At 73.3% G+C, this 12,754-nt stretch carries 6 protein-coding genes; all 6 read left to right on the top strand.

Annotation, left to right across the window (positions count from 1 at the left end; all coding sequences use genetic code 11):
- Positions 1-264 precede the first annotated feature (264 nt).
- The 6 genes from ACQEV8_RS17040 (at position 265) to ACQEV8_RS17065 (ending at position 12,752) form a co-directional block, all read left to right on the top strand.
- The gene (locus ACQEV8_RS17040) at positions 265-4,278 is read left to right on the top strand and encodes an FHA domain-containing protein (RefSeq protein ID WP_432961024.1); all 4,014 of its coding nucleotides are present in this window, start codon (positions 265-267) and stop codon (positions 4,276-4,278) included.
- A gap of 198 nt (positions 4,279-4,476) precedes the next feature.
- Positions 4,477-5,889: an ABC transporter substrate-binding protein gene (locus ACQEV8_RS17045; protein ID WP_432961026.1), complete on the top strand. Its 1,413-nt coding sequence runs from the start codon at positions 4,477-4,479 to the stop codon at positions 5,887-5,889.
- A 4-nt stretch (positions 5,890-5,893) separates the two neighbouring features.
- The gene (locus ACQEV8_RS17050; protein WP_432961028.1) at positions 5,894-7,240 is read left to right on the top strand and encodes a carbohydrate ABC transporter permease; all 1,347 of its coding nucleotides are present in this window, start codon (positions 5,894-5,896) and stop codon (positions 7,238-7,240) included.
- The gene (locus ACQEV8_RS17055) at positions 7,237-8,097 is read left to right on the top strand and encodes a carbohydrate ABC transporter permease (RefSeq protein ID WP_432961030.1); all 861 of its coding nucleotides are present in this window, start codon (positions 7,237-7,239) and stop codon (positions 8,095-8,097) included. Before ACQEV8_RS17050 ends, ACQEV8_RS17055 begins: the two co-directional genes overlap by 4 nt.
- Positions 8,098-8,239: 142 nt before the next feature.
- Positions 8,240-10,498, top strand: coding sequence for a bifunctional glycosyltransferase/CDP-glycerol:glycerophosphate glycerophosphotransferase (locus ACQEV8_RS17060; RefSeq protein WP_432961032.1), 2,259 nt, complete (start codon positions 8,240-8,242; stop codon positions 10,496-10,498).
- Between the two features lie 43 nt (positions 10,499-10,541).
- Positions 10,542-12,752, top strand: a complete 2,211-nt coding sequence (locus ACQEV8_RS17065) for a bifunctional glycosyltransferase/CDP-glycerol:glycerophosphate glycerophosphotransferase (protein WP_432961034.1) — start codon at positions 10,542-10,544, stop codon at positions 12,750-12,752.
- Positions 12,753-12,754: the final 2 nt, after the last annotated feature.

Genomic DNA, 12,754 nt, shown 5'->3' on the forward strand with positions numbered 1-12,754 from the left:
ACGTAGCCGTTGTCACATCCGTTCGAAGCGAAGACGCTCACCTCGGTCTTGTGGTTGCCGTGAACGAACGTGACCGATCTCAAGACGTCGCCTGTGGGTCATCTCTCAGGCACTTTTGCGGGCAGAGCCGACCAATCAAGATCACCTTTTCCCGAGCGAGGGGCGCGGTGTCAGTGGCAGGTGCGAGGATGCCTGCAGTATTGGCCGACGTGCTGGGGCGGGGTGGGGGACTCCGCGCCCGGGCAGAAGGGACCGCTGACGGCGATGCAGATCCGGCTGACCGTCGTAGATCCGCTGGGCCCGTCGGCGCCGGCGCAGGGCCGTGCCCCACGCAGCGACGTGCTGGTCACGGCGCCCGCCGGTACGGCGCTCGCGGCGGTGGCCTCGGCGCTCTCCCAGGTGGTCTCCGGCGGCGACGGCTCGGGCACGGTGGTGCTGTACGCCGGGGAGCAGCGGCTCGACGCCCAGCGCTGCACGCTCGGCGAGCCCCCGCTGACGGACGGCGCGGTGCTGTCCGTGGGCGCGCCGGGCGAGCCGGAGCCGCACCCCGAGCTGGACGACGCTCCGGCCCAGCTCCAGGTGGTCGCCGGCCCCGACGCCGGCGGTGTCCATCTGCTGCACGGCGGCGAGATCCGCATCGGCCGCTCCGCCGACGCGGACGTCCCCCTGGACGACCCGGACGTCTCCCGGCTGCACTGCGCGGTGACCGTGGGCGCCGACGGCCGCGTCGCGGTCGCCGACCTGGACTCCACGAACGGCACGACGCTGGACGGCAGGCCGGTGGGCGGCAGGGCCGTCCGGTTCACGCCCGGGGCGCTGCTGCGGATAGGCGAGTCGGCCCTGCGGCTGGCTCCCGCCGGAGGACCGGGCGCCCGGGTCGGCACGACACCGGACGGGGAGGGGCACGTGCGCGTGCCGGGCCCTGCCGACGGTGGCACGACGGCCCACCCGCGCGTGACGAGCCCGACGCCGGCCGGGCCTTCCGGTCCTACGCGGCATGCCTACGGCTCGGCGGCTTGGGGCACGCCTGGCGCGACCGGGCAGGGCCCGGACGACTCGGCCGTGGTGCCGGGGCAGGGCGGGGCGCCCCGGGTGGAGAGCAGGGGCGCGGAGGGGCCCGGGCCGGTTGGACGTGGGGCATACCCGGGTGGCGAGGAGGGCAGGCCGGGCACCGCTGGGCGTGGGCGGCGTGTCTCACGGGCCCCGGGAAGCACGGCTTCCGCCGGTTTCCCCGACGACTCCACGCGCGCGGCAGCCCGTGAAGGGACGCGCCCGGCCTCACCGGACGGCGCGACCCGGCCGCCCCGGCAGCGGGGCGCCGCCGAGGGCTCCTCGCCCATGGCCTCCCCCGACGACGGCCCGGCCCACGGCTCCCGGCAGCGCGATGCGTCGTCGCAGGCGGGCCTCGGCGACGGCGACACCCATGCTGCGGGGCGGTTCGGAGCGGGGGCGCCGGGCGGGCAGGTCGCCGAGGGCGGGGCGTACGGCGGTGGTGCGTACGGCAGCGGGGCGTACGGCGGCGGTGCGGTCACCGGCCGTGGCGACCACGCCGACGACGGGACACACGCCGGGGGCAGGACACACTCCGGGGGCGGGCAGTTCACCGGGGGCGGGGCATACGCCGACGGCGGTGCGGTCACCGGCCGTGGCGACCACGCCGGGGGCGGGGCACTCGCGGGCGGTGGGGCCTACTCCGGAGGCGGGGCTGACGGCACCGGTGGGGCCTACGGCTCCGGCCCTCGGGCCGGAGCCGTCGACATGCCGGCTTCCGCGGCGGCCGGGCCGGGACGGGACGGTCGCTCCGGTGGCGACCCTCGTCGGGGCACCCCGGCCGGCTCCCCGGACGCGGGACGAAACACTCACCCCGGTCGCGGCCCCGGCCAGGACACCCCAGCCGGTACCCCGGACGAGCCGTCCGGGCGCGGCCGCAAGGGCACTCCCCTCCGGGGAACCGACATACCGCAAGGGGCCCGCAGGCGGGGCGGGATCGGCGCGTGGGCGCGGCGGCTGGCCGGGGGGCGTGGCGAGCGGGAGCCGGAGGCGCGGGAGGCCTACGGGGACGAGCCGGCGAGTGGGGCGGCGGAGCGCGCCGCCGTCGTGTCGGCGGTGCCGGAGACCTGGCCGGATCCGGCCACCCTGCTGCTGACGGCACTGGGGCCGGGGCCCCGGCTGTGGGAGCGCGGCCCGGGCCACCCGGAGGCGCTCGCGGTGCGTCTGGGCACGGCCGACCGGGCGGTGCCGGACGGCTCGGGCCTGCTGCCCGCCGTGCCGGTGACCGCCGGGCTGCGCGAGGTGGGCGCCCTGGGTCTGGCCGGGCCGCGGGCGCGGCTCGGCGGGCTGGCCCGTGCCCTGCTGGCCCAGCTCACCGCGTTGCACTCTCCCGACATGCTGGAGATCGTCCTGATCGCCGCGGACCGCTCCCGTCCTCTTGAGGAGCGCACCGCCGAGTGGTCCTGGCTGGGCTGGCTGCCGCATGTCCGGCCCGGGCACGGCCAGGACTGCCGGCTGCTCCTCGCCCACGACCGCGAACAGGCCGCGGCCCGCACCGACGAGCTCCTCCGGCGCCTGGAGGACCAGCTGGCGGAGGCAGGGGCGGGGAGCGCCGACCCTGTCACCAGCCACCCGGCTCCGGACGACGCCCCTGACACGGACGCTTCCGCCCCCTTCCCCGGTCCGTTCACCGTGCTCGTCGTGGACGGCGACCCCGGCGGGGCCGATCTGCGCGATGCCGTGGGGCGGCTCGCGGCACAGGGCCCGCGCGCCGGTATACACGTGGTGTGCCTGGCCGAGACGGCCGCCGCCTCCCCGGCCTCGCCGGTGACGGAGACGTACGAGGCGGCCTGCGCGGTGTCGCCGACGTTCCGGCAGTGCGGTGCGGTCGCGCTGCTCAGCGGGGACGTGGCGACGGCGCTGCGGCTGATGCGCGTGGCCCGGGCCGGAGCGGACTCCGCGCCGGCCGGTCACGGCACGGTCGCCACCGTCGACGCCGTCTCCCCCGCCTGGGCCGAGCGGTTCGCGCGGGCGCTGGCGCCCCTGCGGACGGACGCCGCGCCGAGCGAGCGGCAGCCACGTGTCTCCGCGCCGCTGCCTCAGGCCGCCCGGCTGCTGGACGAGCTGGGCCTGGCCCGGGCCACCCCGGCGTCGCTGATGGCGCGCTGGGCGGACGCGGCCGACGACGCGGACGCGCTGGGCGGCCGGGTGCGCGCGGTACTGGGCGCCGGGCCGCGCGGCCCGGTCGGCGCCGACCTCGCGGCCCAGGGACCGCATCTGCTGATCGAGGGCCCGCCGGGCAGCGGCCGCACCGAGCTGCTGCGGGCGGTCGTCGCGTCCCTGGCCGCCGCCGAGCGGCCGGACCGCCTGGGCATCGTGCTGGTCGACGGCCGGGGCGGCCCCGGCCCCGGCTCGGGCTCGGGCTCGGGCGGCGGGCATGGCGAGGGACTGCGGGTGTGTACGGACGTACCGCATGTCACCACGCATCTCTCGGCCCACGACCCGGTCCGGATGCGGGAGTTCGCGCAGTCGTTGAGCGCCGAGCTGAAGCGGCGCGCCGAGCTGCTGGGCCGGTCCGACTTCGCCGAGTGGCACAGCGGTCGCGAGCTGTCGGGCCGTATGGTCACGCAGCGCACGACCACGGCCACGGCCCGGGGCGGTGCCCGGGCGGAGACGGCGGCCGGGCCCGGCGGTGCCGGGGATCTCGACTCCCCGTCCAGTTCGACCATGCGGCTGCGCCCCGGAGCGGCCCGGCGGCAGACCGAGGCGGCGCCACCGCTGCCCCGGCTCGTCGTGGTCGTGGACGACCTGGACGCCCTGGTGTCCCCCGCGCTCGGCTCGACCGGGCGGCCCGCCGCCGGCTCGGTGATGCGCGCGCTGGAGGCCGTGGCCCGGGAGGGCGAGCAGCTGGGCGTCCACCTGGTGACGGCCTGCGGCCCCTGCCCCCGTACGGCGGAGACGGAACCGGCCCGCCGGGCCACCCTGCGCGTAGCGCTCGACGCCCCGACACCGGGTCCGGACGAGCCCGCGCCCGGCCGGGGCAGCCTGACGTGCGCGGACGGGCGGGTCACACCGCTCCAGGGCGGGCGGGTCACCGGCCGCATCCCCCGGACGGCGACCCTGCGCCCCACGGTCGTACCGCTGGAATGGCACCGCATGGGTGACCCTCCGGCCCGGCGCCCGGTGCGGGAACTCGGAAACGGCCCGACCGACCTGGCACTGTTGGCCAGCGCGCTGGAAAGGGCGGCGAGGGAAGTCTCGGCGGCACAGGTGCCATCGCTTCTGTAGCACTCGTCAGCACGCGTACGTGGTGCTGGCCGGAAGCCGACCCCTCTCGGTGATCAGGGGTTCAGACCCTGGTCACGAGGGGGTCACGATCCCCCGCTTGACAGCCGACGCCATCTTGCCGCCCCGCACACCCGGGCGTAGACCAGATCGCACGGGAGCGCGCTCGACGTTCGACGAGAAACGAAGAACGGGGCAGTCATGCGCATGACGAGCAGCACCATCCGGACACGTTGGTCGCCTCAGCGGGACAAGGCGACCCCTCAGAGCCGCAGAGCCACCAGGGCAGCGGCCGCCGTCGCCGCGGGAGCGCTCGCGCTCTCGCTCACCGCCTGCGGAAGCAGCGACAACGACAGCAGTGGAAGCACGGGCGACACCCAGCAGACCGCCGGCAACGTCACCCTTCCGAAACTGGACGGGACGAGCCTGGAGGTCGCCGCCGTCTGGAGCGGCACCGAACAGGCCAACTTCAAGAAGGTTCTGCAGGAGTTCGAGAAGCGCACGGGCGCCAAGGTCACGTTCGTGCCCGCGCAGGACCCGATCATCAACTTCATCGGCTCGAAGGTGGCCGGCGGGCAGCCGCCGGACATCGCGATGCTGCCGCAGCCCGGCGCCATCAAGCAGTCCGTCGACAAGGGCTGGGCCAAGCCTCTCGGCTCCGACGCCCTCAAGGAGCTCCGCGAGAACTACTCGCAGGGCTGGCAGGACATCGGCAAGGTGAGCGGCAAGGAGTACGGCGTCTACTACAAGGCCGCCAACAAGTCCCTGATCTGGTACAACAACCAGGTCTTCGAGAACGCGGGGGCGAGTGAGCCCGAGACCTGGCCCGATCTGCTCAACACCGCGCAGACGGTCTTCGACTCCGGCGTCACCCCGTTCTCCATCGGCGCCGCCGAGGGCTGGACGCTGACCGACTGGTTCGAGAACGTCTACCTGTCCCAGGCAGGGCCGGAGAAGTACGACCAACTGGCCAAGCACGAGATCAAGTGGACGGACCCGTCCGTGAAGGACGCGCTGACCACGCTCGCGCAGGTCTGGGGCAAGGCCGACTGGATCGCGGGCGGGGCCAACGGGGCGTTGCAGACCGACTTCCCGGCCTCCGTCACGCAGGTCTTCACCGGCGGGGACCAGCCCAAGGCGGCCATGGTCTCCGCGGGTGACTTCGCGCAGGTCAACATCCCGTCGAGCATGAAGATCGGGACGGACGCGAAGGTGTTCCCGTTCCCCGCGGTCGGTGACAACGGCCCGGTGGTCTCGGGCGGTGACGCGGCCGTGATCCTTCAGGACTCGAAGGGCTCCCAGGCCCTGGCCACCTGGCTCGCCTCGCCCGACGCGGCGCAGATCCAGGCCAAGCTGGGCGGCTACCTCTCGCCGAACAAGAACGTGCCGAACTCCGCGTACCCGAACGCGGTGCAGCAGAAGATCGCCAAGGCGCTCATCGACGCCGGTGACGACTTCCGCTTCGACATGTCCGACCAGGCCCCGCAGGCCTTCGGCGGTACGCCCGGCAAGGGAGAGTGGAAGATCCTGCAGGACTTCCTGAAGAACCCGAAGGACATCGCGGGTACCCAGGCGAAGCTGGAGGCCGAAGCGGCCGCGGCCTACGGGAACTGATGCCATGACGTCAGCCACGGCGGCAGGGGGCGACGGGCCCCCTGCCGCCCCCAAGACACGCAAGAGTGTGACCGGCACCCGCAGGACCGTCGCGGCGCTCTTCCTGCTGCCCGCGTTCGTCCTGCTCGGCGCGCTCGTGGTGTACCCGATCGGGTACTCGGTCGTGCGCAGCTTCTACGACCAGTCCGGTGACGGCTTCGCCGGAATAGACAACTACAAGTCCCTCTTCACCGACGAGGGCATCCGCACCGCGCTGAAGAACAACATCATCTGGGTGGTGTTCGCGCCGACGGTCGCGACGGCGCTCGGCCTGATCTTCGCGGTGCTGACCGAACGGGTGCGCTGGGGTACGGCGTTCAAGCTGGTCGTCTTCATGCCGATGGCGATCTCGATGCTGGCGGCGGGCATCATCTTCCGCCTGGTGTACGACCAGGATCCGGACAAGGGCGTGGCGAACGCGGTGTGGGTGGGCGTGCACGACACGTTCGCCCCGTCGTCGGCGTTCCCGAAGGCCCACCCGGGCCGGGAGTCGCCGCTGGAACCGGCCGGGGGCGGCGCGTTCATCACCAAGTCGCCCGTCCGCGCGGGCGAGGCCGCCTCGCTGCCCCTGGTGGGTGTGGCGCCCGATCTGATGCCCGACGACGCGAAGGCCGCCGTGGCGCCGAAGCCCGAGCCGGACAAGGTCACCGGTACGACCTGGCAGGACTTCACGCGCGGCAAGGGCGTCGGCAAGCTCAACGGGGTCGACCCGGCCGAACTGGGTTATGCGGGCATGAAGATCGAGGCCGTGAAGGACGGCAAGGTCGTGGCGTCGGCGACGGCGGCCGACGACGGCACCTTCACTCTGCCGGCCTCGGCCGACGGCGCCCGGCTCCAGCTTCCGGCGAGCAACTTCAAGGAGCCGTACAACGGCCTGGACTGGCTCGGCCCGTCCCTGGTCACCCCGTCCATCATCGGCTCGTACATCTGGATGTGGGCGGGCTTCGCGATGGTGCTGATCGCGGCCGGGCTCGCGAGCGTGCCCCGGGAGCTGCTGGAGGCCGCCCGGGTCGACGGCGCGTCCGAGTGGCAGGTGTTCAGACGGGTCACGGTGCCACTGCTGGCGCCCGTCCTCGCGGTCGTCATGGTCACCCTGATGATCAACGTGCTGAAGGTCTTCGACCTGGTCTTCATCATCGCCCCCGGCTCCTCCCAGGACGACGCGAACGTCCTGGCCCTGGAGCTGTACCGCAAGGGCTTCTCCGAGGACCAGCCGGGCATCGCCAGCGCCATCTCGGTGTTCCTGCTGCTGCTCGTGATCCCGGTGATGTGGTTCAACGTAAGGCGGCTGAGGCGGGAGGTGCGGCGATGAAGGCCAAGCAGTCGCTGGGGGCACGGCTCGCCGAGGGGGTGAGCGGTGGGCTGCTGCGGGTGTTCCTCATCGTGGTCGGCCTGTTCTGGCTGGTGCCGACGATCGGCCTGCTGCTGTCCAGTCTCCGCTCGCCGGAGGACATCGCGGCGAGCGGCTGGTGGAAGGTGTTCACGGAGCCGTCGCAGATCACCTTCGACAGCTACGCGAAGCTGCTGGAGAACGACGACATCACCAGCTCCCTGCTGAACACGGTGTGGATCACCGTCCCGGCGACCCTGCTGGTCGTGATCATCGGCTCGCTGGCGGGCTACGCCTTCGCCTGGATGGAGTTCCCGGGCCGGGACTGGTGGTTCCTGGGCGTGGTCGGCCTGTTGGTGGTGCCGGTGCAGGTCGCGCTGATCCCGATCGCCGAATTCTTCGGCAACATCGGAATCTTCGGCACGGTGCTCGGCGTGGTGCTCTTCCACGTCGGCTTCGGCCTGCCCTTCGCCGTGTTCCTGCTGCGGAACTTCTTCGCCGAGATCCCGAGGGAGCTGCTGGAGGCCGCGCGCCTGGACGGAGCGGGTGAACTGCGCCTGTTCTTCCGTGTAGTGATGCCGCTCGGCGGCCCGGCGATCGCCGCCCTCGGCATCTTCCAGTTCCTGTGGGTGTGGAACGACCTGCTGGTCGCGCTGATCTTCTCGGACTCCGGGAGCCAGCCGATCACGGTCGCGCTGCAGACGCAGGTACGGCAGTTCGGCAACAACATCGACGTGCTGGCACCCGGCGCGTTCATCTCGATGGTGATCCCGCTGGCCGTCTTCTTCGCGTTCCAGCGGCAGTTCGTGTCCGGCGTGATGGCCGGCGCGGTCAAGTAGCCGTCAACGCAAGGGAGTTGGAGGGGCGGGCCGGTGACGGTCCGCCCCTTCCGCATTCCCCCGGATGACGTAGCCGCCGTAACCAAGTGGCCCTCCCGGCCGTTCCCGGGCCGAACGCCCGCGCCGACCGATGGATGGCATCTTGCCCAGGTTCAGTGTCATTGTCCCCGCGTACCAGGTTCAGGCGTACCTGCACGAGTGCCTGGAGTCGGTGCTCTCCCAGTCCTGTCCCGATCTGGAACTGATCGTCGTCGACGACTGCTCGCCGGACGCGTGCGGCGCGATCATCGACGAGTTCGCCGCCCGCGACGCGCGTGTACAGCCCGTCCATCTGCCCGAGAACGTCGGCCTGGGCCCCGCCCGCAACGCCGGCATGGCGCACGCCAGCGGCGACTACCTGCTGTTCCTCGACAGCGACGACACCCTCACGCCGGACGCGCTGCGCTCCATCGCCGACCGGCTGAAGGAGACCGGCGAGCCGGACGTCCTGGTCTTCGACTACGCGCGCACCTACTGGACGGGCGAGGCGGTCCGCAACCAGGCGGCCCTGCAGCTGACCGAGCAGGGACCGGCCCCGTTTTGCCTGGAGGACCGGCCCGGCCTGCTGAAGCTGCTGATGGTCGCCTGGAACAAGGCCTACCGGCGGGAGTTCGTCGAGGAGAAGGGGTTCGCCTTCCCGCCCGGCTACTACGAGGACACGCCGTGGACGTACCCGGTGCTGATGACGGCCGAGTCGATCGCGACCCTCGACCGCGTCTGCGTGCACTACCGGCAGCGGCGGATGGGCAGCATCCTGCGCACCACCAGCGAGCGGCACTTCGACGTCTTCGACCAGTACGACCGGGCGTTCGCGTATCTCGAGGAGCGCCCCGAACTGGACCGGTGGCGGCCGGCGCTGTTCCGCCGCATGGTCCACCACCTGGCGATCGTGTACTCCCGGCGGGACCGGCTGCCGCGCGGCTCACGGGCGGACTTCCTGCGCCGGGCACGCGCCCACCACCGCCGCTATCGCACCCCGGGTCCGCCCCTCCCCCTGCGCACCCGGGTGCACCACACCCTGATCCGCTTCGGCCTGCACCGCACCTACCGCACGCTGCAACTGGCGGCGGCCCTGCACCGCGCCGCCGCCAGGACCACCGGCACTCTGCTGCACGGTCTGCGGACCGCCGCGCTCAAAGTCCACTACGGCGTCCAGCGCTGCCTCCCCGTGCGCGACCGTGCCGTCTTCGCCGCCTACGACGGCCGCGGCCACGGCTGCAACCCGGGCGCGCTGGAATCCACCGTCCGCGACCTCGCACCGCACATCCGCACGGCGTGGATCGCCCGTCCGGAGCACCACCACGCCAGCCCGCCCGGCCCGCGCTGCCTCGTCCCTGGCACCGCCGCCTACTGGACGGCGCTCGCCCGTTCCCGGTACCTGGTCAGCAACACCGACTTCGACCACCGCCTGGTCAAGCGCCGGGGCCAGGTCCTGATCCAGACCGGGCAGGGCACCCCACTGGGGCACATCGGCCTGGACCTCCAGGAACGCCCGGCGGCCGCCCGCGGCAGGGACTTCGCCGGGCTGCTCAAGGGCGTCGACCAGTGGGACTACGTCCTGTCCGCCAACCGCCACACCACCCTGACCCAGGAGCGCGTCCACCCCGGCCGCTACACCACGCTGGAGTACGGCTACCCGCGCAACGACGTGTTCCGGACGGCGACCGCGGCGGATGTGGCCCGGCTGCGCGCCTCACTCGGCATCCCGGAGGGCACGGTGGCGATCCTGTACGCGCCCACCCACCGTGACTACCGCCGCTCCCAGCGCCGCGCCCTCGACCTCCAGCGGATCGTGCGCCGCCTCGGCCCGCGCTTCGTCGTCCTGGCCCGCGCCCACCACGCCTACGGCGCCCCGCTGACCACCACCCGCGGCCGGGTCGTCGACGTCAGCGACCACCCGAGCGTGGAGTCCCTCTGCCTGGCCTCGGACGCCCTGGTCACGGACTACTCGTCGCTGATGTTCGACTACGCCAACCTGGACCGGCCGATCGTGATCCACGCCGACGACTGGGAGGCGTACGAAGCGGCCCGCGGCACCTACTTCGACCTGCGGGCCTCCCCGCCGGGCGCCTTCGCGCGCGGCGAGGACGAACTGATCGACATCTTCGCCACCGGCCACTGGCGGGGCTCCCGCTCCACCCAGTTGCGCGCGGCGTTCCGCGAACGGTTCTGCACCTACGACGACGGACGGGCCGCCGAGCGGGTCGTCCGCCGTGTCGTTCTCGGGGAGTCGGAGCTGCCGCCGGTGGTCCCGCTCGAAAAGCGGCGCCCGGTGCCGTCGGCGGCGGCCTCGCTGGCGCGCGAGCCGCTGGCCACGGTGCCGCGGCCGGCCGGCCCTCCGAACGTCACCGACCCCCTCTGAAGAGCCTCGAAGCCCCTCGAAGATCCCCGACAGAAAGAGCAGAATGCCCCGCTTCAGCATCGTCGTCCCGTCCCATGGGGTCGCGGGCCGGCTGTCCTTGGCGCTGGACTCGGTCCTCGCCCAGTCGTTCGGCGACTTCGAGCTGATCCCGGTGTGCGACGCACCCGACGCACCGGCGGCCGACGTCGTCGCCGGGTACGCCGAGCGGGACTCCCGGGTCACGCCGGTGCACTCCCCGCCGTCGGCCGGTCTGGCCGGGGCGCGCAACACCGGGCTGCGGGCGGCGGTCGGCGGCCATGTGCTGTTCCTCGACGGCGACGACGTCCTCGCCCCGGGGGCACTGGCGGCACTGGACGCCCGGCTGAGCGCGGTCGCCGGCGGGGACGCGCCGGTGGATGTCCTGTACTTCGAACACGAGCGCACCCCCTGGTGGGAGGGCGAGCCGGCCAACCCGGCCGCGCCCCTGCTGGCCAGGACCCCGGACGGGGTCTTCTCCCCCGGCCGGGCCCCGGAGCTGACGGGCGTGACGCTCCCGGCGTGGAGCGCGGTCTACCGCCGGGCCTTCCTCACCGAGCGGGACGTCACCTTCCCCGGGGACCACTTCACCGACATCGGGTTCGGGGCCCTGGTGGCCCTGCGGGCGGAGCGGGTGGCTGCCCTGCGCGCGGTCGTCGTCCGGCATCTGCTGCGCCGGCAGGGCAACCGGCTGAACCTTCCGGGCGAGCACCACGCCGAACTGCTCGACCAGACCGAGCTGGTGCTGACCCGGGCCGAAGAGCAGGGGCTGCCGGCACACCGGCTGCGGCCGCTGTTCACCCAGCTCTTCGCCGCCGTACTGAAGACCGCCGCCCACCCCCGGCGGCTGCCGGCCGGACGCCGTGCCTTCTTCCGCCGGGCGGGCGCGCTCTACCGGCGGCACCGCCCCGCCGGCTACCGGGCCCCCGGCGGCAGCCTCGGCGTCCAGCACCGGCTGCTGGCGGCCGGTGCGTACCCGGCGTTCCGCGCCCTGCGCGCCGCCAACCAGAGGGCGCTGAGGGCCGCCGCGCTGCTTCCGCGCCCCCGGGGGCTGCGCACCCGCCTGCGCTACGCGGCGCACCTGCGCCTCCCCCTCGATGAGAACCTCGCCGTGTACTGCGCGTACTGGGGCCGCGGCTATGCCTGCAACCCGGCCGCGATCCACGCCAAGGCCCGCGTTCTCGCCCCGCATCTGCGCTCGGTGTTCCTGGTGGAGCCGGATGCGGTGGACGGCCTGCCGAAGGACGTGGAGTACGCGGTCATCGGCAGCCGGAAGTACTGGGAGGCGCTGGCCCGCGCCCGGTACCTGGTCAACAACGCCAACTTCGCGGACGCCGTGGTCAAACGCCCCGGCAGCACGCACCTCCAGACCCAGCACGGGACCCCGCTGAAGACGATGGGCGCGGACCAGGCGACGTATCCCGTGGTGGCCGCGGCGACGGGGAGCTTCGCCAGGCTGCTGGCCCGGATGGACCGCTGGGACTACAACCTCACCTCCAACCGGCACTCCACCGAGATGTGGGAGAAGGCCTTCCCCGGCGCGCACGAGACCCTCGAGTACGGCTATCCGCGCAACGACGTCTACTGCACGGCGTCCGCCGAGGACGTCGCCCGCGTCCGCAAGGAACTCGGCGTCCCCGAGGACAAGAAGGCGATCCTCTACGCCCCCACGCACCGCGACTACGCCACCGGCTTCGCGTCCGGCCTGGACCTGGCCGAGTTCTGCGAGGCGATCGGCGACGAGTACGTGGTGCTGCTGCGCGCCCACTACTTCTACGACCAGGGGCCCGGCCGGAGCGGCGGCCGGATCATCGACGTCACGGGGCACCGGTCCTCCGAGGACGTGTGCCTGGCCGCCGACGCGCTGATCACCGACTACTCGTCGATCATGTTCGACTACGCCAACCTGGACCGGCCGATCGTCGTGTACGCCGACGACTGGGACGTCTACCGCGAGACCCGGGGCGTCTACTTCGACCTGATGGAGCTCCCGCCCGGCCGGGTCGCCCGTACGCCAGAGGAGCTGGCGGCGGCCTTCACCGACGGCGGTTACGCGGACGAGTCCGCGACGGCCCTGCGCGCCGCGTTCCGGGAGCGCTTCTGCCAGTTCGACGACGGGCGGGCCGCCGAGCGCGTCGTACGCCGGGTGCTGCTGGGAGAGCCGCCCGAGTCGATCCCGCCCGTGATCCCGCTCGCGGAGCGCGTCCCGGCCCCCGCCGCCACCCTCGTAAGGAGCTGACC

The sequence above is a fragment of the Streptomyces sp. CA-179760 genome, assembly GCF_050937045.1.
Lineage (GTDB): Bacteria > Actinomycetota > Actinomycetes > Streptomycetales > Streptomycetaceae > Streptomyces.

Excerpts from the sequence above, each read along its gene's own strand:
- ACQEV8_RS17055 (WP_432961030.1), top strand. The coding sequence starts at position 7,237 with ATGAAGGCCAAGCAGTCGCTGGGGGCACGGCTCGCCGAGGGGGTGAGC.
- ACQEV8_RS17065 (WP_432961034.1), top strand. The coding sequence starts at position 10,542 with ATGCCCCGCTTCAGCATCGTCGTCCCGTCCCATGGGGTCGCGGGCCGG.
- ACQEV8_RS17040 (WP_432961024.1), top strand. The coding sequence starts at position 265 with ATGCAGATCCGGCTGACCGTCGTAGATCCGCTGGGCCCGTCGGCGCCG.
- ACQEV8_RS17045 (WP_432961026.1), top strand. The coding sequence starts at position 4,477 with ATGCGCATGACGAGCAGCACCATCCGGACACGTTGGTCGCCTCAGCGG.
- ACQEV8_RS17050 (WP_432961028.1), top strand. The coding sequence starts at position 5,894 with ATGACGTCAGCCACGGCGGCAGGGGGCGACGGGCCCCCTGCCGCCCCC.